General features: G+C 45.8%; 21 protein-coding genes and 2 riboswitches. Of the genes, 5 read left to right on the top strand and 16 right to left on the bottom strand.

Annotated elements, in window-relative coordinates; all coding sequences use genetic code 11:
- Positions 1–2: 2 nt before the first annotated feature.
- The 3 genes from GC098_RS27730 to GC098_RS27720 all read right to left on the bottom strand — a co-directional run bounded on the left by GC098_RS27730 (position 3) and on the right by GC098_RS27720 (position 5,002).
- Positions 3–1,400, bottom strand: coding sequence for an ABC transporter substrate-binding protein (locus GC098_RS27730; RefSeq protein WP_171646432.1), 1,398 nt, complete (start codon positions 1,398–1,400; stop codon positions 3–5).
- Positions 1,401–1,566: 166 nt separating this feature from the next.
- The gene (locus GC098_RS27725; protein WP_171646431.1) at positions 1,567–3,198 is read right to left on the bottom strand and encodes a response regulator; all 1,632 of its coding nucleotides are present in this window, start codon (positions 3,196–3,198) and stop codon (positions 1,567–1,569) included.
- The gene (locus GC098_RS27720; RefSeq protein ID WP_171646430.1) at positions 3,176–5,002 is read right to left on the bottom strand and encodes a sensor histidine kinase; all 1,827 of its coding nucleotides are present in this window, start codon (positions 5,000–5,002) and stop codon (positions 3,176–3,178) included. The genes GC098_RS27725 and GC098_RS27720 overlap by 23 nt, the downstream gene beginning before the upstream one ends.
- A 229-nt stretch (positions 5,003–5,231) precedes the next feature.
- On the opposite strand from GC098_RS27720, the gene GC098_RS27715 reads away from it, so the two are divergent.
- Complete coding sequence (locus tag GC098_RS27715; protein WP_171646429.1) at positions 5,232–5,663, top strand: VOC family protein; 432 nt, start codon at positions 5,232–5,234, stop codon at positions 5,661–5,663.
- A 56-nt stretch (positions 5,664–5,719) separates the two neighbouring features.
- Here the strand turns inward: GC098_RS27715 and GC098_RS27710 are convergent, their stop codons facing one another.
- From GC098_RS27710 to GC098_RS27660, 11 genes are all read right to left on the bottom strand, one after another.
- On the bottom strand, positions 5,720–6,220 hold the full coding sequence (locus GC098_RS27710) for a DinB family protein (RefSeq protein ID WP_171646428.1): 501 nt from the start codon (positions 6,218–6,220) through the stop codon (positions 5,720–5,722).
- 150 nt (positions 6,221–6,370) lie between these two features.
- A complete protein-coding gene (locus GC098_RS27705) occupies positions 6,371–6,580 on the bottom strand; it encodes a hypothetical protein (RefSeq protein ID WP_171646427.1) in 210 nt (69 codons plus the stop codon).
- Between the two features lie 155 nt (positions 6,581–6,735).
- On the bottom strand, positions 6,736–7,608 hold the full coding sequence (locus tag GC098_RS27700) for a proline iminopeptidase-family hydrolase (RefSeq protein ID WP_171646426.1): 873 nt from the start codon (positions 7,606–7,608) through the stop codon (positions 6,736–6,738).
- Positions 7,609–7,671: 63 nt separating this feature from the next.
- The gene (locus tag GC098_RS27695) at positions 7,672–8,199 is read right to left on the bottom strand and encodes a TetR/AcrR family transcriptional regulator (protein ID WP_171646425.1); all 528 of its coding nucleotides are present in this window, start codon (positions 8,197–8,199) and stop codon (positions 7,672–7,674) included.
- Between the two features lie 86 nt (positions 8,200–8,285).
- Positions 8,286–8,690, bottom strand: coding sequence for a DUF6855 family protein (locus tag GC098_RS27690; RefSeq protein WP_246359014.1), 405 nt, complete (start codon positions 8,688–8,690; stop codon positions 8,286–8,288).
- Positions 8,691–8,844: 154 nt separating this feature from the next.
- Positions 8,845–9,201 carry a YmaF family protein gene (locus GC098_RS27685; protein WP_171646423.1) on the bottom strand — a complete coding sequence of 119 codons (357 nt, stop codon included), beginning with the start codon at positions 9,199–9,201 and terminating at the stop codon, positions 8,845–8,847.
- A 102-nt stretch (positions 9,202–9,303) separates the two neighbouring features.
- Positions 9,304–9,675 (bottom strand): response regulator, encoded by a 372-nt coding sequence (locus GC098_RS27680; protein ID WP_312880375.1) that lies wholly within the window; start codon positions 9,673–9,675, stop codon positions 9,304–9,306.
- Positions 9,676–9,839: 164 nt separating this feature from the next.
- On the bottom strand, positions 9,840–10,241 hold the full coding sequence (locus GC098_RS27675; RefSeq protein WP_171646422.1) for an S-layer homology domain-containing protein: 402 nt from the start codon (positions 10,239–10,241) through the stop codon (positions 9,840–9,842).
- A gap of 9 nt (positions 10,242–10,250) precedes the next feature.
- Positions 10,251–10,430: a hypothetical protein gene (locus GC098_RS27670; RefSeq protein WP_171646421.1), complete on the bottom strand. Its 180-nt coding sequence runs from the start codon at positions 10,428–10,430 to the stop codon at positions 10,251–10,253.
- 94 nt (positions 10,431–10,524) lie between these two features.
- Positions 10,525–11,646, bottom strand: coding sequence for a response regulator (locus GC098_RS27665; RefSeq protein ID WP_171646420.1), 1,122 nt, complete (start codon positions 11,644–11,646; stop codon positions 10,525–10,527).
- A gap of 26 nt (positions 11,647–11,672) precedes the next feature.
- Entirely contained in the window at positions 11,673–14,759 is a 3,087-nt protein-coding gene (locus GC098_RS27660; protein ID WP_312880373.1) for an ATP-binding protein, read from the bottom strand.
- 733 nt (positions 14,760–15,492) lie between these two features.
- Between GC098_RS27660 and GC098_RS27655 the strand changes: the two genes are divergently transcribed.
- On the top strand, positions 15,493–15,579 hold the full coding sequence (locus GC098_RS27655; RefSeq protein ID WP_171646552.1) for a putative holin-like toxin: 87 nt from the start codon (positions 15,493–15,495) through the stop codon (positions 15,577–15,579).
- Between the two features lie 152 nt (positions 15,580–15,731).
- Here the strand turns inward: GC098_RS27655 and GC098_RS27650 are convergent, their stop codons facing one another.
- Complete coding sequence (locus GC098_RS27650; RefSeq protein ID WP_171646418.1) at positions 15,732–16,325, bottom strand: sulfite oxidase-like oxidoreductase; 594 nt, start codon at positions 16,323–16,325, stop codon at positions 15,732–15,734.
- 25 nt (positions 16,326–16,350) lie between these two features.
- Positions 16,351–16,740, bottom strand: a complete 390-nt coding sequence (gcvH, locus tag GC098_RS27645; RefSeq protein ID WP_171646417.1) for a glycine cleavage system protein GcvH — start codon at positions 16,738–16,740, stop codon at positions 16,351–16,353.
- 186 nt (positions 16,741–16,926) lie between these two features.
- Positions 16,927–17,023, top strand: a riboswitch (glycine riboswitch).
- Between the two features lie 3 nt (positions 17,024–17,026).
- A riboswitch (glycine riboswitch) is annotated at positions 17,027–17,134 on the top strand.
- 105 nt (positions 17,135–17,239) lie between these two features.
- On the opposite strand from gcvH, the gene gcvT reads away from it, so the two are divergent.
- From gcvT to gcvPB, 3 genes are read left to right on the top strand one after another with little or no spacing between them, the layout of a single operon-like run.
- The gene (gene gcvT, locus GC098_RS27640; protein WP_171646416.1) at positions 17,240–18,334 is read left to right on the top strand and encodes a glycine cleavage system aminomethyltransferase GcvT; all 1,095 of its coding nucleotides are present in this window, start codon (positions 17,240–17,242) and stop codon (positions 18,332–18,334) included.
- A 34-nt stretch (positions 18,335–18,368) separates the two neighbouring features.
- Positions 18,369–19,724, top strand: coding sequence for an aminomethyl-transferring glycine dehydrogenase subunit GcvPA (gcvPA, locus tag GC098_RS27635; RefSeq protein ID WP_171646415.1), 1,356 nt, complete (start codon positions 18,369–18,371; stop codon positions 19,722–19,724).
- On the top strand, positions 19,721–21,202 hold the full coding sequence (gene gcvPB / locus GC098_RS27630; protein WP_216625447.1) for an aminomethyl-transferring glycine dehydrogenase subunit GcvPB: 1,482 nt from the start codon (positions 19,721–19,723) through the stop codon (positions 21,200–21,202). Before gcvPA ends, gcvPB begins: the two co-directional genes overlap by 4 nt.
- Positions 21,203–22,101: the final 899 nt, after the last annotated feature.

The raw sequence follows: 22,101 nt of genomic DNA, 5'->3' as shown, positions 1-22,101 counted from the left end.
TATTATTTCATCATCAGCTTCATCGGATCGAAGCTTGGATTTGGCTGCACTTTCACTGTACCTTTAGCTACTGCTTTATCGAGAGCATCATTGTAGCGCTTATTCAGATCTTGAATGATTTGATCCAAGTTCCCACCACTGATCATGTATTTGAAAAATGCATCATCTTTTTTCATACCTTCAACAGTTACAGTAGGCTGCAGCGGCCAAGTGCCGTCGTTTCCAACTGGAAGGAAGCCATCAATACCTTTGATTTCCGGTTTTTTCGCTACGGAAGAAACAGAAGGCACCATGGATAGACCGAAACCTTTTTCATGGTACGTTTTCAAGACTTCGTCCGTATACATGAACTGCATGAATTTCCATGCTTGGTCTGCATTTTTGGTTGTGTTGCTGATGGATAACCACTGACCTCCCAAGAACGATGTAGCGCCTTTAATCGTTCCATCGATCGTTGGAACCGGTGCGGCTGCCCATTCGATTTTGGCCGGGAACTGATTCGCATAAACTCCTGGTTCTGATGAGAAGGAGATGTACATCCCGATTTTGCCTTCCGCGAATTGCGCGCGCAGCGGGTCAATATCCAGTGATTCCATACCTGGCAGCGTACTTCCGTCATCCACCATTTGTTTGAACGATGAAATGATTTCTTTGAATCCTGTGAAATCAAACTTCGCGGTTCTGAAATCATAGCCAAGTCCGCCGTAACCACTCGCTTCAGCAATTACTCTTGCCGAACGTCCTAATGCGCTTTCCGGGCTTTTGAAGTTTTGAGCAAAACCATAAGAGCCGGAAGCTTTACCTACAGCCGTTATTTTCTTCGCATCCTCGACCATATCTTTCAATGTTTTCGGAGGAGCAGCAATGCCCGCTTTGGCGAAAAGCTCTTTATTGTAAACAAGTCTCAGTGTTGAACCATAGTTCGGAAGACTGTACATTTTCCCATCAATCCGGTTGAAATCATCAATGACTGGAAATTTCTTCTTGATCGCATCATCTAGGTAGGAATCAATTGGCTTCAAATATCCTTTTTGCGCAAAAGGTTGGATCGTATTTTCCTTTACGCGGAGAATATCAGGTGCCTGTCCGGAAGCGAAGGCCAAATCAATCGCCTGGTTGAAATCTTCCGTCTTCACAACCATTTCGACTTCAATGTTCTCGCCGTTCGTTTCGTTAAATTTCTGCACAACACTTTTAATGTAATCCATATCATGACGATCACCCGTCCAATAAGTCAGCTTCGTCTTATCTTTCTTTACAGAAGCTGCACTAGCGGGTTGTTCAGATGGCTTGGCGGATGCTCCCGGGCTAGTTGCCGCATTGTTGCTTCCGTTGCTGCAAGCAACCAGGCTGCCTGCCAGTAAAACGCTTAAAGTGACCGTCCCAATTCTTTTTACCATTTGTAATCCTCCCTTTTGTTTGCGAACACGTTGTATCGTTCTGGAAATGCTTTTGTTTACACTTTTATACTAAAAGAATTCGTTCATTCTGATAATGTGGTCAACTCATGAACAAGGGCAGATATTTCTACATTTTACCCCATTCAGTTAAAGAAAAAGCAAACCCTCATAGCTTCGAGGACTTGCCCAGAGACATATCTTTAAATTCAGTCGGCGTAAGGCCCGTTTGTTTCTTGAAAACTTCACTGAAATACCGCCTATGCTCATAGCCGAGCTGCTGCGCGATTTCTTGCACTTGGTAGTCTTCAATGAGCATGGATTTCGCACGTTCTATCTTCGCTATGGTTACGAACTGCTGGAATGCAGTTCCGGTTACCTTCTTGAACAAATTCGAATAATACCCCCAGCTTAAGTTAGCCTGTTTCGCGCAATGCTCCAAGGTCAAATCCAAATGGAGATTCGATTTGATGTATTCCGCAGAGCGATAAATGATTTTCTGCGACTCACTTGCTCTCTCCTGATTAATCATGCGGCAGCCGATATCGCACAATTGAACGAACCATTCTCGATACTCTTGCAGATCCGCACCGCTCTCACCTCTAATTTCATGGACTTTCGACTCGAAATCGACCATGCTCGCCCGCGGAAATTTTTCCAAAAGAACCCGCAGCATCCGTAACACGAGTCCTTGCAGCAAACGTTCGACGACACCCGGCTCAGGTAAGACAGACGCTTTGCCCATCTCGTTGAAAATGCCCTTCGCCCATTCCACACATTTATCCAAATTACCTGAACGGAAAGCGAACAGAAACTCATTCTCGCTATCCTCGGTATAAATCCACTCCACAGGGAGCTCTGGCGAATCGGCGTTGTAACTAAACGCACCATTGCCGCCTGTATAGAAGTGATAAGACAACGCGCTTAGCGACTGCTGATAGCTTTTCGGAAGCTCCTGCACCGCACTCACTCTTTGACCGATGCCAATTGAAATCGTGAACTTGGTGTGTCTCGCGATATTTGCACAGCAGTGATCTGCAATTTCAACCGGAGGCTCGTCAGACGCCATATTCAAAATGCAAATGTATCGATTAAACGCTTCCCTGAACACGACAGCTGTCGTATAGAAGGAAATCGTTTCCTCCACGATATTTTGCAGAGAGAACCGTGCAAGCTCAAGCTCCTTAACAGGGACCTCGCCGTACTTGTCCGTGAACTGATCGATCTGAATCGTCATCACCGCAAAGGGAGGATTCAGTTCATTAATGTCCAGGAAGTCCGACAATCTAGCCAACTCCGCTTCACTGGTTTGATGATGGACGAGCAGAGATAAGTATTCCTGCCGCAGAGCTGGCATACTTTCTTTGATCTTCTGCTGAAGACCAAGCACGTGCGTACGGCTAAGATTTTCCTGCTCCCATACTTCTTTGGCTTTCACAACGGCTTTCACGATTTGATCCACAGAGAAAGGTTTTTTCACATAATCAAGCGCGCCATATTGAATGGCTTTTTGAGCATAATCAAAATCCGTATAAGCACTTAAAATAATGACCTTACTGTTCGGCAGCACCTCTAATATACTGCGTGTCATCTCTAATCCGTCCATCTTGGGCATCCGAATATCGGTTAGAATAATATCAGGCAAGCTTTCACGAATGACAGACAACCCTTCCTCACCATTGGTTGCGCTTCCCACGATTTCGATGCCATGATCATGCCACGGGATCTTCTTCGTAATCATGTCCACAACGCTTCGGATATCATCAACGACACATAATTTAACCAGTCGGTTCATGTTCATGGAAATCCTCCTCTCCTTCATAGCTTGGGATCCATAGTTCAATTCGTGCTCCCCCTAAGTCGTTATTGGTGATCTCCATTCGCTGTTGATCGCCAAAATACAGCTGTAAGCGGGTATAAATATTGCGCAGCGCGTAGCCATGCTTGGACGTTGTCGGGTGAACAATACCCTGAAGGAGCTTCTCAGGCACAAGCCCATGCCCATTGTCTTCCACCGTTATATGCAGCCAGTCCCCTTCGGTACAAGCGCTAATCTGAATGTTCCCACCTGAAGTCATATCTTTAAAACCGTGTAAAATGCAGTTTTCAACTAGCGGTTGAATCATAATCTTTGGTACCAAGCATGTGAGCAGCTCCGGCTCTACCTCGAATTCGCATACGAACAAATTCTCATAGGACCTTTGCTGAATGGCCAAATATTGACGAACATGCTCCAATTCATCACCCAATGTAATCAGATCGCGCCCTCCGCTAAGGCTTAATTGGAACATTTGCGAAAGCGCCAGGATCATTTCATTCACGTCGTCGTTTTCGCCCAAAACCGATTTGCAGTAAATCGTATTCAATGTATTATAGAAAAAATGAGGGTCCATCTGGGCCGATAGCGCCTTAATTTCAGCCTTCCGCTTATCGCGCTCACGGTTCTTCACGTCCTCAATAAGTTGCTTAATTTCGTCCAGCATCCGGTTAAAACGGAATCCGACCTGGGATACTTCGTCCTTATAAACGCTTTCAAAACGAACTGAAAGATCATTCTCTTCCACCCGCTTCATCAGCTTTTGCAGTCTGTACAGCGGTTTTAAAAGCAGATAGGTTAAATTATTCGTTATGAATAGCGATAAAATAATAAACCCGATAATCACATAGGTGGTTGCTCTTTTAATCCCATTCAATTTGGCCAACAAGTCATCCTTCGCTTGAACACTGACAATCATCCAATCGTCCTTCACTTCCAGTCGCGAATAATTAACTAAGTAGTCCTTCTTATCATTCGTGTAGAAAAAAGAGCCTTTCATTTGATCACTCAATTGCTCAAAAAATGCGGGCTTTTGAATAAAATGGTCCTTACTCGTCCTATCCGCGTAATTCACATCTTCTCCTTTGGCATCGATGAAATAATATTGTTTATTCGTTTTGGTCAAGTTTTCCATAAAGAGATCACGCAGATCATCTTCTTTCACATTGACCACGACGTATACATTGGTTGGTTCATAAACCATAAAAGAGTCTTCGCCGACGCCTTCTGTAACGAGTGAAATCACCCTTTGCTGACCAGTAAAAAATGGATCGACATGCCCTTTGCTCCAGAAACCACGATTCAATTGCTTGAAGTGCTCATACATCTCCGATTTATAAAATGAATTCGCCGTGTTCCGCACACTGGAGGTCGGATAAAAATCCCCGATCGGTGTGGCGATCAGAATACTTTCAATCATCGAATCATTGAATTTCACCTGGGAAAAGACATACTGCAATGAGGTCAAAGACTTGTAGTAGCTAGATCTATCATTCGTTTGTACATCCTTCATTAATTGCTTAAAGGCATCGCTGAACATCAACGCTCTTATGGCAATGCCGATGTTCTTCAGCCGTTCATTCACGATTTGTGCCGATTGATTAACGGTATCTTGACTAGACTGCATGGCATTACGCTGAATCTCCTTAGAAGCTATCAAATACGCAATACTGCCAGTTGCCATCAGACCCAAGGTGATCAGAACAACAAAAGTAAGCCATATTCTTTGTTTTAAAGAAAAGGAATGAAATAGTTGTTGAATTGGCGACCACATTCGAGACTTGTTCATGGATGTCTCCATCACCTTTCGTGTCGTGAAAATACGGACTTCATCTATTTTATTATAGTATAGGATGATAAATTTCGACATGAGGGAAAATCATGATAGAGGGCAGCTTTTTCAATATGCGGGAGGAAACGGTGTCTCAATGCGAACAAATGTTCTTTATTTTTTATTGAAACTATGGTAATAATAAGAGGTAACCTATTTTAGTGTGAAATCCAAGGAGGCATTTATAATGACAGTGAGATTAACCCCCTATCTAGTAATGGAAGGCAATGCGAAGGAAGCTATTCAATTTTACGAAAAAGCATTAGGTGCCCAAGTTCTTTTTTCTCAATCTTTCGGTGAGATGCCAGCGAACCCTGATTTTCCTTTACCGTCAGAAGCTATGGAACTCGTCGGACACGCGATGCTGCAAGTTGGTGAATCCAACCTGATGCTATCCGACACATTTCCGGGCCAAACCGTTCAAAAGGGAGAAAACGTAACCATCTGTATTACAGCAAAAGACGTGGAGAAATCAAAGCAGTTTTATGAAGCTTTGAAGCAAGGCGGTCGAGTAATCATGGAGCTCCAAGAGACTCACTTTAGCCCTGCGTATGGACAAGTTACCGACAAGTTCGGCGTATCTTTCCAAATTTTCACTGAAGGAACATCTATGAATTAAGGTTATTAGCTCAAAACGGCCCTGTTCGCATCCACTGCGACAGAGCCGTTATCATTTCAGGAGTACCAATAAAGCGCATACTCGGTCATCACGGATGCATGCCCCATTTGACGCAGCATAGCTGTAATATTACCGCGGTGATAGGTTGCGTGATTGACGACCTGCAGAACCATTTCAGATAAGCTGGTTTCACGCGGTCTCGTATAAGGATTATCGAGCATAAGCTTCTTCTCCATATTTTCCTGTTGGTTCAAAAACGTTTTAAAACGCTCTGATATCTGGACGTACAGCTTTTCCATTTCCTCAATGCCTTTCGACTCTACGCCAGCAGTCAATTGAGCTGAATCGGCCATTGCTTCCCTCATGCTTTTACCGGAAATAATGTCTAACCAGCACGCATCCACCAAGTAAATATGAGCGATCGCCTTGGATATCGTAGAAAAAACGCTTTGAATCTCCTTATTGTATACGTCCTGAGGAAGTTCTTTTAATCGATTCAACATGGTTTGGTTCGCCCATACGTGGTAATCGTACATTTCTAGTGCAGGATGAGTCATAGATATCGTCTCCTTTTTCACTGTTCTTGCGTCTTTTCAAGTGTTACCTTTATCATACAGCAAATACCCTGACAGCCTTATGTCAGGGTATAAATAATAAAAACCCCATGTAGGGGTTTTTACATACAGTCAAAACGTTGGATCTTCGGTTCACATTTGTTCGCGTTCGCGTTGTTCCTGAACCACTCGAAACCAATCCCAGCCACATACAAAAATGATAATCAAAAAAAGAATAATGCCTAACGCATTCCACCAACCGCTGTCCAGAATATCTGGAAAAGCACCAGTTCCAAGAATTAATAACGGGATGAGCCACACTACATTTCTCTTCTTTAAACGAATCGCCTTTAGTCTAAGCAAGATGTACTATCCCCTATATCGTAAGTAATATGGTTTGATCCTCGTATAACCTTCGAACCCATATAACTCTTTATGACCGTCTCTTAGTCAGAAATGTTCATCCAATATGTGGAAGTGATCTCATCTCATTTATATACTCGAGTTCGGCGTAGTTCTCACTCCGCTTTACTCAAAAAACCACGGACAATCCTTACATATTCATGGGTTTCTTCTAAGTAACTCACATGAGAACTTTGTTCGAAGACATGGAGCTCAGACGCCGGGACAATAGATTGATAATAGTGGGTCGACTCTGGAGACGCTTCGTCATAACGCCCACAAACGAAGAGTGTAGGGATTTGGATTTCATGAAGTTGTGGCGTGCAATCGTATGTTTTCAGATTGCCTTGCGGACTGAATTCAGAAGGTCCCCACATCGTCATATACACATCTTTATTTGCTTTTGCACGACTCTCAGCAATGATTGAAGGCAGAGGGTCCAGTCTGCACACATGCCTTTTGTAATATTCGTTCATGGCTTCTTGATACTCTTCTGAATCCGTTGTACCTTGTTCCTCATTACGCGTGATCGTGAGTTGAACATCCTCGGGTAAATGAGCCAAGAATTGGTCCGCGTCTTTTTTCCAACGCTCCGCACTGAGACATGGACTTGATAAAATGACGCTGCGAACACCCGAAGGCTTGCGTTCTATTAAGTAAGATGCTGCCAGCATGGTACCCCACGAATGGCCCAAAAGATGAACCTCTTTCAAATCGAGCGCTTCCCTAATAGCTATTAATTCTTCTATAAACCGTTCCGTTCTCCACAATAATGGATCCGTTGGTCTATCTGAATTCCCAGAACCAAGTTGATCATAGAAAATGACAGGCCTCTCGTCAGCCAAGACGTGAAGAACAGATTTTAGCGGATCATGTGTATTACCAGGTCCACCGTGTAGGACAACTAGAGGTGTCTTATTTCCATCACCAATTCGCGTATACCAAACCCGGCCTCCAGGAACGTCTATATAGCCTTCAATTTGTTTCAAATTACTTGCCTCCAGTGAGTGAGTGATTGATTACTACCATTCATATAAAAAGCCAGAATCAGCTTATTCATCCACAAGCATTAATTCTGGTACAGACAGCGCCATTGAAATATTGCACAACATCCCTCTAGCAAGAAAAATCATGGTTCTCTCATAAGGTTTTTCGAAACCTAACCGCTTAAAAGCTTCTAGCACCACCTGGTGAACATCCCGATATCCCTTCTGCATGACCTCTGCGATCATATCCTCTTTAATCGTTTGAGCTTGCATTTGCAGCAGTGTTTCATTTTGATAAGATTTCATAATATGAATATAAGCATCAACCAGTTCTTTCTCTAGCTGATCAGGAGCAACGGTCTCAATAACCGCGCGGAAAGCCTCAAGAATTCGTGTCCAAGACACTTCGAGCGCTTCTTGCAGCAGGGCTTCTTTCGTTGAAAAAAACCGAAAAACATAAGGCTGTGAAATTTGTGCGCGTTCCGCAACTTTTGCTGTCGTAGCCCGGTAATAGCCTATTTCAGCAAATACTTCGATTGCCGCGGATACAATATCTACTCGTCGATTGACTGAAGTTGAAGAATTCTTTGTCATCATTTATTCCACCTTTAAATTACCTTTATTAGTTATTGATCAATTACTAATCTTAGTTTAACTTATCGGAAATTAATTTGCAAATCCTACATTTCGGGATAAAAAAATATACGATTGTTCCTTGGATTGTGTTCAACTTCCGCAAGTCCTAGTTCCTCCATGAGTGGAGGTACATACATGCCAAATCGACCACGAAAACCTTTTTTCAAGCCATACCAACCACCAACCGGATTTTCCGGTGAACGGCCCCATGCTTCAACTGTGCCTTCTTTTGCAGGCTTTTGCTCATCTGCACTGCCTAATTCCATCCAGTCACCATGCTGTTTGAGCATGGCATATAAGTCATCCACACAACGATAGTCATAATGCAAAACAGTTTTACCTACCGTGCAAACGATAATCGCCTTTCCATCTTTTTCATCCTTATACATTTCATATTCAGATGTTTGAGGAGGCGTTTTTAATTTCCAAGGGTTTTCTTTGGTTCCCATTACAGTTGACATCTTAATTCTCCTTTGGGTTATCATTAATGCACTGAACACAATATAACACAACACCTCGTCCTACAAAATAGTGCTGCACCACAAAGAGGCAAGTTGCAATAGCAACCTGCCTCTAACCATTTAGATATTATACATTTGTTCATTAGACAAGAGGCGCTTGAATCAATGTAGCGAAATTAAATTGGTGCATATGACCATCATTTAAGGTGGTTTGGCCAGTAACAAAATGTACGTGTTTGCCATTTCCAACTGAAATAGCAGGTCCCGTTCTAATTTTTTTCAGATTATGAAAATGGTTTAAGAAATCAGTTTTCGAGAGATCAATTTCGTGGACATGACTTGTTCCTACCCGAATTGCTTGCCCTGTAACACCAGCAAAGCGATGGTTATGTCGATCAGCGCCTACTTCAGCCAGTTTCGTACTACCTTCAAATTCATGTACGTGCCTCTGTACGACTAAGTTTGTTTTTTTCTTGATTGTAGGCTTTTTCTTCTGCATCCGTGGCATGCCTCCTTATGATGATGTGACTTCACAACATCCTATTAAGGGAAACAGATATAAGTGCTAGGTAAAAATTTAATTGTGCACTTTTCAACTATCTTATTTAGAAGATATTACGCTTTCAATGGCTACAGCAATTCTATCCTTATTAAAAGGCTTTACGAGAAAATCCATTGCACCAGCCTGAATCGAATCGACAACCAATTTTTGTTGTCCCATAGCCGAACACATAATCACCTTTGCGTGGCGATCAAATGTGATAATTTCTTTTAGTGCGTCAATGCCATCCATTTCGGGCATTGTTATGTCCAAGGTCACTAAATCAGGTTTATACCTCTTATACAAATGTACGGCTTCAAGACCGTTTTTGCCTTCCGCCACAACCTCATAATTCAAGTTCTCGAGTATATCTTTTAACATAGCCCTCATAAAAGCGGCATCATCTACGACCAGTATTTTTGTTGTCTTCACTACAATCCCCCTCAGAAACAAACTTCTCTTCTATTCTACATAACACTTCTCTCAAAATTCTCACATAAACCCATTTTTTGTCGAAAATGCCTTTGCTGCATACATGTTTGCATGAAAAATAGGACAGATCACGTTGGATCTGTCCCACCTCAATTAACATTTTCTTAACGGTCAAAATGCTGGATCAATCTGTAAATCAACGCTGCCGTTTCTTCGCGGGTCAATGAATTGCCCGGTCTGAACGTTCCGTCTTCATAGCCGTTCAAAAGCCCGGCTTGACGAACTTGATCAGCGTAGCCTCGCGCAAAATAAGGAATGTCTGCAGCATCCGCGAATGGTTTCGCCGAAGCTGCAGTATTGCCATTGCCGCTTGAAATGCCGTCAACCACACCAAGCGATTGCAAGGCATATATGCCTGCTGCAGACCATCTGTTTTTCGGAATATCGTCAAAACGGACTTGATTGCTTGTGTTGAACAACGCGTACTTGCCTAATCGGTTCACATCCACGGTGACTTCACCTTTGGCGGCGTCGACCGTGCCTTGCACGACTTCCCATTTTTTCATGTACTCATTCTAACGGTAAATAGCCAGTTTATCAGCATCGCGGTTGCTGCGTGCTTCGTAGTGGAATTTCACTTCGACAGGCTGCTCCACATTGTTACCGTTCCGGACAATACCAATCTCGTAAATGCCGGTTACAGGCTGCTTATCGCTTCTCCTCCTTGCAAATGGATTAGTGCTTATCAATTTCAAAAAAATAGTTCTATATGCCCATTTCACCACCCACGAGACTAAAAAAAGACAAAAAAAGACAAGGAGATCTTCTCCCTGCCTTGTCACATTCACTTTAGTTGCCTGTTTCCAAATAAGCCGCTGCTTTGGCACTCATTTCCTTCGGCGGCTCAATCCCAAGCTCTCTCCGGTACAGCTGTTCAAAGCTTGCGTAATGTTTGGCGATTCGCTCTCGCCTCCCGCTGCTTGCATACACATCCATTAAAAATTGATTCATTTCTTCATTTAATGGAAAGATGGACAGATACAAGTCAAGCTTTTGTTCAGCTTTTTCCCAATCTTGTGCGGCTACATCACGGCCTACCAGCCCGCGGACAAGAGATGTATATTGCTTGCTGTACCCTTCCTCCAATGGCGGCTTCCATAAGTAATCTTTACGTTCCAATAAGAGGCCGCGATACAAAGAGCAAGCGCGTTCCGCTTGTGCTGCATCCGGCATGTCCTCCAATAGAGTAGGCTCGCACCGATGAAATTCCAGCAAATCGTATTGAACCTCCAGTGGGTCCAGCATGTAGCCTTCATTCGTTTTGACGATGTCCATGCCGATTTCCTGTTCTTTCAACAGCTTTTTCAGCCGGTAGATCGTATTGTGAAGATTGTGCGAAGCCCTGTCCTCCAGCATATCCGGCCACAAAATATCGGCCAAATGCCACTTGCTGATGTCCTTACCCGGATGACAGAGGAAGAACGCGAGCAATTCCTCCGTCTTCCGCGTCGGCCAGCGAACCAGCACACCATCTGGGTTCTTGACTTCTAACCCGCCAAAGCATCGAATCGAGGCATGACGAATTGGCCGCTCCGTCTGCTCGGCGGGGCGCTCCAATTTCAGGAGGCGATTCGTTACCCGCTCGATAGACGACGGTGTTACCGGCTTTAAAATATAATCAAAGGCATAGACTTGGAAAGCTTCCAGCGCGTACTCCTTGTAAGCTGTCGTAAATACAATCTTCGTATGGCCCTGCTGCTCGTTTAATTTCACTGCCAGCTCAAGCCCGTTCATCCTGGGCATTTCCACATCCAGGAATGCAATATCCGGCCGAAGTTCGGGCAAACTGGTCACAGCCTCCAACGGATTGCTGAAAGTGCCCACAATCGTGCAATGCGGATTTCGCCCGATAATGACTTTCATTAATTCAAGAATCGGCTTCTCATCTTCTACGATCACAACTCTAAACAATTGCCCTCCTCCTTTCTTGTCTATGATTATGCCTCATCACTGCTCCCGGCCAGCGGTAAATACATCGTCACCTTGGTGCCCTGCCCCAATTCCGAATCGATGTTCCACGTAGCTCCGGGTATCGAATCTAATCTTCTACGAATATTCGAGATACCAATGCCGCCTACACCCTGCTTGCCGCTGACAAGACCATAGAGCAAGTCGTCATCCATTCCGACTCCGTCGTCTTGAACGGTAATTTGCAGGTAACGGTCTCCTTCCTGGATGGTCAACGTAACAGTGCCGAACCCTTCCTTCTCAAATAATCCGTGACGAATCGAATTTTCTACAAACGGTTGGATGCTTAATGAAGGGATCGCCATATGCTTCAGACTTTCGTCGATGTAACATATAAAATCAAACCGATCGCCAAAACGGGCTTTCTCGATCTCGACATAAGCGTCGATCAGCTCCAGCTCCTGGCTCACGCTAACAAACAAATCGTTGCGGTCCATATCGAGAATATAACGCAAATACTGGCTTAATTGAGACAGCAAATAGGCCGCTTTCTCCCCATCCGTATAACAAAATGAGATTACGCTGCTAAGCGCATTATACAGAAAATGGGGCTTGATCTGCGCTTGGTGAAATGCCAGCTCATTGCGAATCGCCTCTTGGATGGACGTTTTCATCGCGATCAGCGTCTGAATGCGAGCAATAAGCGGCTCCGCCTCAAACGGTTTGGTCAAATAATCGTTCGCTCCCGCCCTGAAGCCAATTGCGATATCCTGTGAAGTATCCTTGACCGTTGCAAACAATATCGGCAAATCAAGTATCGAATAATGAAATCGCAGCATGCGGCAAAGCTCGATCCCCGATATGTCAGGCATCATGACGTCCAGAATGACCAAGTCGATCTGTGCGTATGCTTTGATTTTGACCAAAGCTTCTTTAGCCGAAAAGGCTGTAATCACGTTATACCTGTGTCTTTTCAAAATATTCAGCAGCGTATGGATGTTGGAAGCCTCGTCGTCCACGATAAGAATCGTATGTGCATGCTGTTCCAGAAGATCCAATGAAGATTTACTTTCCGTCATTCTCGTCACCGTAGTTTCGATCATGGCGGCAGCCTCATCTGCAGCGGTATAATTCACCATGTGCTTCAACGTAAACACCATGCGCGTGCCGACATTCACCTCAGACCAATCCACCCAAATTTGCCCTTCCATTCGCTCGATCAATTTACGGCTAATATACAAGCCCACGCCCATTCCCGTGTAGCCGTCATCCGGTAAAACCTGCTCGAGCTGCTCAAAATATTCAAATATGCTCGATCGCCGTTCCGCATCAATACCAATTCCCGTATCGGTGACGGATATACGGATCATGTCTCCGTCTACGACGGACGCGACGGTAATGCTTCCTTTTTCGGTATGCTTGATCGCATTATGGATCAGGTTGTACAACAATTGTCGCAAGCGGCTCTCGTCAGCATGCACCCATACATTTGGAGGAACCTGATTCTCCAACTTCACATCTTTGCCCGCCAGCTCGAATTGCAAGACGTCAAACACAATCTGAGTCACCGCTCTCATATCGACAACAGTCATATGCATGCGCAGCTCACCGTGCTTAAGACGGGTAACATCAATCAAATCGCGCATCAGCATCGATAGCTTAACCGAGGTATCCTTGATCAGCCATAGATTTTGCTTTTGTTTGGCGGATAAATTTTGCTCGTCATCATCCAGTAAGTACGAGGTAATGTTCATAATGCCGTGCAGCGGCGTCTTGATTTCATGCGACGTATGCATTAAGAACTCGTCCTTCAGTTGATTGGAAATCGTCAATTGATGCGTCAATGTTTCCGTCTTTGCATAGGCCGTCGTTAAACGGGCAGCCAATAAAAGATTCATTAACGATATGAAACCGATAACGGCAGCTTTTCCTCTTATATCTGTCAAAATCACATTTTCCGCATACAGAGTCCCGTCGATCAAAAAAATCAACAATGAAATGATTACGCCGATGAAAAGCAAAAGCTCTTTTCGTTCCGATGTCCCCTTCGGGCTAGTTCCGAATAAATAAATCATTCTGCCGAGCAAATAAAGAGGGACCAGTGCCATGTACAGAAAGAACAAACCTCTCACTTCATTATAAATCGAATAGGGAAGTACGAGAATCGCCACTATGTACACGAGATTCGGAGAAATTAAAGCAATCTTCATTCGATGCGAGATCAGTCTGCCGTCCATGGAACTAAAGAACAAAATACTTAGCACCGAACTGAAAAACTCGCTTAAATCCAGCGCTTTATAGACAACATAAAAAGGTATTTCCGGCATGAGCCTTTGAAGTAATTTCTCGCCAAACAGCAATTGAATGAGCGCGAGGGAAAACAAATACATCCCACTATACAAGTACGTCTTTTCTCGGTTGCGCAAAACATAAAGACTGAGATGATAGGCGCCAAACATGACAAAAATGAGCGCGTAGGCCAGATCGCTGCCAATCAATAAGCTATTCAGCTTCGTAATATCTCCATGCCATCCGAACTGGATGGAATTGATAATACCGCCGTTGACAAATTCATAATTGGCCACTTGGATAATGATCTCGATTTCTTTGCCTTCCGCATGAAAAAAAGTGCTGTACGGCGTATTGCCGGAAATGTTCGCTTCTTTGACAATGGCCGGACTTCCGCTCCCGCCCTCTAATTTGCCATCGATATACAAGCTGTGAGACATACGAACACTTCTTACTTTTAAACCATAGATATCATCGTAGTTATCTACCAGCACTTTAAGCCGATAAGTTCCAAAGCCTTTTCTGCTCATGCCGCCATCTTTCTTTTTACCTTCCCATGTGCCTGGGACAAATAGATAAGAAGCATCGCTCCGCACAGCCTCGCTAAAATCAGCAGGTTCGAGCAGCTTCCCCTCATAGAACTCCCACTCGCCGTCCAGTGCGACCAGCCCTTGCTTGTGAAAGTCCCAACCCGATAAGTCCAGTACTCCTTGCTTGGCAAGCTGTGAATCACGATTCGGAATTGTATGCGAATAAATAGCTATAAATAATAGGATCGAAAGAGATAAAACGATGCCAATGCCAATAAACTGGCGAAAATTATTCACGATAGTGTCCTCTTTCCCTGTCATGCGTGCAAGGTCATGCATTTGATCCTATCATTTCATACTCACAAAAAACTCACAAGCCCTCAACTTTTGACCAGTCTCCCACCATAAAGAGTGGATGCGAAAATCTGATTATTTAGTAGATTCATAGCATCGCTAATAATCCAAATAAGATGATGTGTAGGAATTGGAATCCTTCGTCACTTGAGGTTGCCCGATGAGAGAATGCATATTCTCTGTTAAATGATGTTGTAGAATGTGCAACAATTGCTGCCCAAATCCCGCCTCTCTCCCTTCTTTGTTGCATCATGTACAACAATTGAGCCCAATATAGGCGATTTTGCGATAAATGGGTTCAAAATGTTGTACGAACTGCAATTTCAGGCTGAGAAATAGCCTTTAGGCGTACTAATTGTTGTATGAATTACAACATCGGTAACCACCCAGCTCAGCAAAACCATAGCTTCATAGTAAATAGGAGTAAGCTTCGCCTTCTCCACTACTCCCAAAAAAATATAAAAAGCTGTCTCAAAGTCAATTGACTTTTAAGACAGCCCCATATCCATTAAGTATTTAATCGAAATCGTATCGCTGCTCCTTGAAGGATCGCCGTACGCTTCTCAAAGTATACAAAAGTTCATGATAATCTAAGATAAACTAGTAAAATATGCTATAATAGACTCGTACAGCACGACCTTGGGTGCGGCATTTCTCCAGAAAGGAGGAGGATGCCATGGAAACTTTCCAAGCGATTATGATTATGTTTGCGTTCGGAATGTTCATTCTAGCGCTGCTAACATATATCGATAAAAGAAAGTGACCCACTTCTAGGTTGGTCGCCTTAGTGGGTCACTTCTGCACGTATTCAGTTACTCAGGAGAATCTCACCCAGTCTGTACTGGAGACGGACCGCGAATCCGTCTCTAACTATCTTTACTGTAACATATCCCTTATATTCATGCAATAAATGTTCTAATCGAAATCGTATCGCTCTTCGGCCCACGGATTACCATACATATGGTACCCATTCCGCTCCCAAAAGCCTGGCTTATCCTTCGGCATAAATTCGATGCCGCGCAGCCACTTCGCGCTTTTCCAGAAGTAAAGATGCGGCACAACCATACGAACCGGAGCCCCGTGGTCAGGTGTCAGCAGTTCGCCATTGTGTCTGATGCCCAGAAAAGACGTCTCACGGAGGAAGTCCTCGATCGGGAGATTCGTCGTCCAGCCATGCTCAGCGTGCAGCATGACATGGGTGGTTTCCGGCTTCAGCTTCACTTTGCTCATAAGCTCAGAAACAGCAATGCCTTCCCACACATTGTCCAACTTGGACCATGTGGTTACGCAGTGAATATCGTTTGCGAACTCTTTGCGCGGAAGAGCCATGAAGTCTTTGTATGAGATCTGGAACTCCTCCTCAACCAAGCCAAAGACACGAAGATTCCATTTGCTCATATCATTATAATAAGGCACGGACCCGTAATGAAGCACAGGCCAGCCTTGTGTAAGCGTTTGGCCAGGAGGAACACGGTGATTCTGTTCCTGTGGCTTTTGCCCAAATAACATGAGATAACCTCCATCCTAAAAACTACTAGTCGTTACCGATGTAAGATGCATATTCAGCTGGAGTAAGTAAGCCTTCCAAAGCTTCAGCACCTGCAACTTCGACTTCAACCATCCAACCCTCACTGAAAGGTGCACTGTTTACCAACTCAGGTGAACCTTCCAAGGAACTATTTACTGCTGTTACTTTGCCCGAAACAGGCGAGAAAATATCCGAAACGGTTTTTACCGATTCCACACTGCCGATGCTTTCATTCGCGGTAACGGTTGTTCCGACTTTAGGAAGCTCAACAAACACAATATCTCCCAATTGATCTTGGGCAAAATCAGTAATGCCTACGCGAACTACTGTATCCGACAGCTTCTCTACCCACTCATGCTCTTTGGTATAAAATAAATTGGCTTGTACTTCACTCATCGTTAAACGCCTCGCTTACCAGCAAATTTTGCTTTTAGCTTAATCTAATGGGAACATCAAAGTCAAGACGGACCCAATAAATTTTACCAGCACAGTCGAATGCCTCTAAATTACAAAAGTTGCAGTTGACAATTCACACCAATTTGGGCACATAATAATACTATAAAACAAATTGAATATTGGCGAATGATGGTATAGGGAGAGACCGCAGGGCAAGCTCGCGGCGCCGAAGGAGTAAGCCCCAAGTGGTGAATCTCTCAGGCAAAAGGACCTGTATCGGACGCAACTCTGGAGAGCTTCGAATTTCCGCGAACAGCGGGAAAACGGACACCCAAGGGGAAACTTGACGGACATGAAGTTCGCGCGAGGTAACTCTCAGGTAAAAAGGACAGGGCAAAAGGTATGTTTGTGTTGCATACGTTTTGCTCTTTTTTTGCATTTTCTGTCTTATATTTCGGGCAAAATAGCAATGTCAACAATCGAAGGTGAGGTTACGAGCATGCTAAAACGAACACCGCTCTTCCCGATTTATGCGGAGCATGGAGCGCGAGTCATTGATTTTGGAGGCTGGGAGCTGCCCGTGCAATTCGCCGGTATTCAAAAAGAGCACGACGCCGTTAGGCAGCAGGCCGGGCTTTTTGACGTGTCCCATATGGGGGAAGTCCGAGTAAGCGGAGAAGACGCCCTCCCTTTTCTGCAAAAAATAACAACGAACGATGTGTCTAAGCTGGAAGCAGGTCAATGCCAATATAGCCTTATGTGTTATCCGACTGGTGGCGTTGTAGACGATCTTCTCGTTTACAAGCTTGGTGATAACAACTACATGCTGGTGATCAATGCATCGAATATCGACAAAGATGTGGAATGGATGCAGCAAAACCTTACGGGCCTTGTGGAATTGGTCAACATTTCGGAGGAAACGGCAATGCTCGCGCTGCAGGGACCGCATGCTGAACTGATTTTAGCTAAACTTACAGACGCGCCTATCCAATCTTTGAAAACGTTTCGCTTCCTTCCTGAGGCGGATGTTGCTGGGATTAAAGCACTCCTATCGCGTACCGGATACACAGGGGAAGATGGCTTCGAGCTCTATGTGGATCAAAAGGATGCTGTAAAGCTGTGGAAGTTGCTTCTTGAAGCAGGTCAAGAGCATGGTCTCGTGCCAGCTGGCTTAGGCGCTCGCGATACCTTGCGTTTTGAAGCTCGTCTCCCCCTTTACGGGCAAGAGCTTTCCAAGGATATTACACCGTTAGAGGCTGGACTTTCGTTTTTTGTGAAGCTGGATAAGGGAGATTTCATAGGTCGTGACGTGATCGCTGGTCAAAAGGCAAACGGTACACCTCGCAAACTCGTCGGCATCGAAATGGTCGAACGCGGCATTCCGCGTCCGCATTATGCCGTTTTCATTACGAATGGTAAACAGATCGGTGAAGTCACAACAGGGACGCAATCTCCTACTTTCAAAACGAACGTGGGCTTGGCTTTAATCGATTCCGCTTACAGTGCGCTGGGCACGGAATTGAATGTGGAAATTAGAGGGTCGCAGGTCAAAGCTAAAGTCGTTGCCACCCCTTTTTACAAAAGAAAACCGTAAGCCATTCGTCTCAAGAGAGGAGCAAGCCGTCATCATGAAGCACCGCTATCTGCCAATTACGGAACAGGATCAAAAAGAAATGCTGGAGACTATCGGCATCTCATCCATGGAGGAGATGTTTCAAGATATACCGCAAAAGGTTCGCTTTCAGGGCGAATTGAACGTATCGAAGGCGCTGGATGAGCAAGGACTGCTGCGCTATATGCGCGGTCTGGCGAGCCGCAACGCCGACTTTGACCGTTATGCCAGCTTCCTCGGCGCTGGCATCTACGATCATCACCTTCCGGTGGTGATCAATCATGTCATCTCGCGTTCAGAATTCTACACAGCGTATACGCCCTACCAACCGGAAATCAGCCAAGGCGAGCTGCAGGCGATTTTCGAGTTTCAGTCGTACATCTGTGAGCTCACCGGTATGGCCGTGGCGAACGCCTCGATGTACGATGGCGCTACGGCGCTGGCTGAAGCCGGCGCCCTGGCTAGCGGAGCGACGAAACGCAGTCGTCTGCTCGTCTCAAGAGCGGTGCACCCGGAAGCGCGCGCTATCCTGCGCACGACCGCCCGCGGGCTGAACTTGGAAGTGGTCGAGATCGGCCTCACGCCAGAGGGCGTGACCGACTTCGAAGACCTCACTTCCAAGCTCAGCGATGACGCGGCTGCCGTCATCCTCCAATCGCCGAATTTCTTCGGCTGCTTGGAGGATATCGGGGCCGCAGAGCCCCTCGCGCACGGCGCGGGTGCACTGCTCGTCGTGAGCGCGAATCCGCTCACGCTCGGGCTGCTCGAGGCGCCGGGCAAGCTCGGCGCTGACATCGTTGTCGGCGACTGCCAGCCGCTCGGCATCCCAGCTGCGCTGGGCGGGCCGACGTGCGGCTACTTCGCCGTCGCCGAAAGCTGGATGCGCCGCATGCCTGGGCGCATCGTGGGCCAAACCGTTGACCGCGATGGCAAACGCGGCTTCGTCCTTACGCTCCAAGCGCGGGAGCAGCACATTCGACGTGAGAAAGCCACGTCGAACATTTGCTCCAACCAAGCGCTTCTCGCGCTTTGCGCATCCGTGTACTTGTCCACGATGGGCAAGCAGGGCATCCAAGACGTTGGCAAGCTCAACGTCCAGAAAGCCCACTACGCGGCGAACCGCCTAGCCACGTCTACTAAATTCTCGCTGCCATTCGCAGGCAGCTTCTTCAATGAATTTGCCGTCAAACTGCCTGACGGCACGAACGTGCAGGAGCTGAACAGTAAGCTCCTGCAGAAGAACATCATCGGCGGCTACGACCTCGGCCGCGACTACCCCGAGCTCGCCGGCCATATGCTTATTGCCGTCACAGAGCAAAGAACGCGCGAAGATATCGATGCCTTCGCAGCTGCACTGGAGGAACTCGTATGAGCGAAAACAACGTGAACGTGAAATCAGACGGTAAAGCGCTCATTTTTGAAATGAGCCACCCTGGTCGTGTTGCCTATTCACTTCCTGAATCAGATGTGCCAGACGTCAATTTGAACGATCTCCTGCCAGGCAAGTTTAGGCGTCAGAACGAACCCGACCTGCCAGAAGTATATGAAGTAGACGTCATCCGTCACTATACGGCGCTTTCGCGCCGCAACTTTGGTATCGACAACGGCTTCTATCCGCTCGGTTCATGTACAATGAAATACAACCCAAAAATCAATGAAGACGTAGCCCGCTTCCCTGGCTTCGCCAAAATACATCCGTACCAACCGGAAGAATCGCTGCAAGGCGCGATGGAGCTGCTCTACAATCTCCAAAATGACCTTGAAGCCCTCACCGGCATGGACCGTGTAACACTACAGCCAGCGGCTGGCGCTCATGGTGAGTGGACCGGACTGATGATGATCCGTTCCTACCACGAGAGTCGCGGCGAGAAGCGGACCAAAGTCATCTGCCCCGACTCCGCGCACGGCACTAACCCTGCCAGCGCGACGGTTGCGGGGTTCGAAACGATAACCATCAAATCCAACGAGCGCGGCCTCGTGAATCTCGATGAGCTTCGCAAAGCCGTTGGTCCCGATACCGCAGCGTTAATGCTAACGAATCCGAATACACTCGGCTTGTTCGAAGAACAAATCGTCGAAATCGCCGAGATCGTACATGCCGCAGGCGGACTGCTTTACTATGATGGCGCTAATGCCAACGCCATTATGGGCATCACTCGCCCCGGCGACATGGGCTTCGACGTCGTGCATCTCAACCTGCACAAAACCATGAGTACTCCGCACGGCGGAGGCGGACCTGGAGCAGGCCCCGTTGGCGTCAAAGAAAAACTGATCCCGTTCTTACCTACTCCGCTCGTTGCGAAACGGGAAGACGGCAGTTTTTATTTCGACTACAACTATCCGCAAACGATCGGCCGTGTCAAAGGCTTTTACGGCAATTTCGGCATCCTCGTCCGCGCGTATACCTATATTCGTACACTCGGTCCAGAAGGCTTACGCAAAGTATCCGAGTATGCTGTCTTGAATGCGAACTACATGCTTGCTAGACTGACACCATATTTTGATGTACCTCACCCCCGCTTCTGTAAGCACGAATTCGTGCTTTCTGGCAACCGCCAGAAGAAACTCGGTGTACGTACACTCGACATTGCCAAAAGATTACTCGATTTCGGTTATCACCCGCCTACGATCTACTTCCCGCTCAGCGTTGAAGAATGCATCATGATCGAGCCAACAGAAACCGAAAGCAAACAAACCTTAGACGAATTCATTGACACAATGATCGCCATCTCCAAAGAAGTCCAAGAAAACCCGGATCTCGTCAAAAACGCTCCCTATACCACCGTCGTCAGCCGTATGGACGAAGCGCTTGCTGCCCGCAAGCCTGTCCTGAACTGTACTTGCGGATAAATAACCAAGATACAACAAGCCCGCCATTCAAGCTGTTTCAGCTGAAGTGGCGGGTTTTATTTATCTTCCTATTTGCATTATCCCTTTTACTCAGAAAAAAAGAGTAAAAGGTTTCGCAGTGTTTTATTATTAATGTATATAGTTCATTTTCAGAGGCGGGGACGGGGCGTGATCATATTTTTCTGGAGTTAGAACAGTTCTATTTAGTTTGGGGAGTTCCACAGTGATGTGATAATCCCCATTTTTATCCAGTTGGTGTTTCCGTTGCTTCAATTAACTTTTTCCTTGCATCCTCTCTTTCCCACTCAGTCCTTTCAGAAACATATTTTCTGAGCAGTCTACAAAACTGCCTTCCTCGAACATGAACCAAGGGGATAGTGCTCATAGAAACCCTCAACTAAGTTGAACTCACCTCACCGAACTTATCCTGAACCAAGGGGATAGTGCTCATAGAAACCCTCAACTAAGATGAACTCTCCTCACCCAGCTTATCCTGAACCAAAGGGATAGTGCTCATAGAAACCCTCAACTAAGATGAACTCTCCTCACCCAGCTTATCCTGAACCAAAGGGATAGTGCTCATAGAAACCCTCAACTAAGTTGAACTCACCTCACCCAGCTTATCCTGAACCAAAGGGATAGTGCTCATAGAAGCTCTCAATTAAGATGGACTCACCTCACCGAACTTATCCTGAGCCAAAGGGATAGTGCTCATAGAAACTCTCACTTAAGACTAACTCCCCTCATCAAGCTTACCCTGAACCAAAGGGAAAGTGCCTGTAAAGTTAATCATATAGAAATGCCAGTATCAAGCGGATTCACTTATACAAGCATGATCCCTGAATATTTTGCATATAACGTACGACAGTGAGCGGTCGCGAGACGAACGCGGCAGAACT

Origin of the sequence: Paenibacillus phytorum (genome assembly GCF_013141715.1) — a bacterium.
Taxonomy (GTDB): domain Bacteria; phylum Bacillota; class Bacilli; order Paenibacillales; family NBRC-103111; genus Paenibacillus_E; species Paenibacillus_E phytorum.
The sequence above is the reverse complement of the archived record's forward strand: the minus strand, read 5'-3'. Positions and strand labels throughout refer to the sequence as shown.

Bases quoted from the DNA above. Each gene is read 5' to 3' on its own strand.
- GC098_RS27730 (WP_171646432.1), bottom strand. From the start codon at position 1,400: ATGGTAAAAAGAATTGGGACGGTCACTTTAAGCGTTTTACTGGCAGGC.
- GC098_RS27725 (WP_171646431.1), bottom strand. From the start codon at position 3,198: ATGAACATGAACCGACTGGTTAAATTATGTGTCGTTGATGATATCCGA.
- GC098_RS27720 (WP_171646430.1), bottom strand. From the start codon at position 5,002: ATGAACAAGTCTCGAATGTGGTCGCCAATTCAACAACTATTTCATTCC.
- GC098_RS27715 (WP_171646429.1), top strand. From the start codon at position 5,232: ATGACAGTGAGATTAACCCCCTATCTAGTAATGGAAGGCAATGCGAAG.
- GC098_RS27710 (WP_171646428.1), bottom strand. From the start codon at position 6,220: ATGACTCATCCTGCACTAGAAATGTACGATTACCACGTATGGGCGAAC.
- GC098_RS27695 (WP_171646425.1), bottom strand. From the start codon at position 8,199: ATGACAAAGAATTCTTCAACTTCAGTCAATCGACGAGTAGATATTGTA.
- GC098_RS27690 (WP_246359014.1), bottom strand. From the start codon at position 8,690: ATGGGAACCAAAGAAAACCCTTGGAAATTAAAAACGCCTCCTCAAACA.
- GC098_RS27685 (WP_171646423.1), bottom strand. From the start codon at position 9,201: ATGCAGAAGAAAAAGCCTACAATCAAGAAAAAAACAAACTTAGTCGTA.
- GC098_RS27675 (WP_171646422.1), bottom strand. From the start codon at position 10,241: ATGAAAAAATGGGAAGTCGTGCAAGGCACGGTCGACGCCGCCAAAGGT.
- GC098_RS27655 (WP_171646552.1), top strand. From the start codon at position 15,493: ATGGAAACTTTCCAAGCGATTATGATTATGTTTGCGTTCGGAATGTTC.
- GC098_RS27650 (WP_171646418.1), bottom strand. From the start codon at position 16,325: ATGTTATTTGGGCAAAAGCCACAGGAACAGAATCACCGTGTTCCTCCT.
- gcvH (WP_171646417.1), bottom strand. From the start codon at position 16,740: ATGAGTGAAGTACAAGCCAATTTATTTTATACCAAAGAGCATGAGTGG.
- gcvT (WP_171646416.1), top strand. From the start codon at position 17,240: ATGCTAAAACGAACACCGCTCTTCCCGATTTATGCGGAGCATGGAGCG.
- gcvPA (WP_171646415.1), top strand. From the start codon at position 18,369: ATGAAGCACCGCTATCTGCCAATTACGGAACAGGATCAAAAAGAAATG.
- gcvPB (WP_216625447.1), top strand. From the start codon at position 19,721: ATGAGCGAAAACAACGTGAACGTGAAATCAGACGGTAAAGCGCTCATT.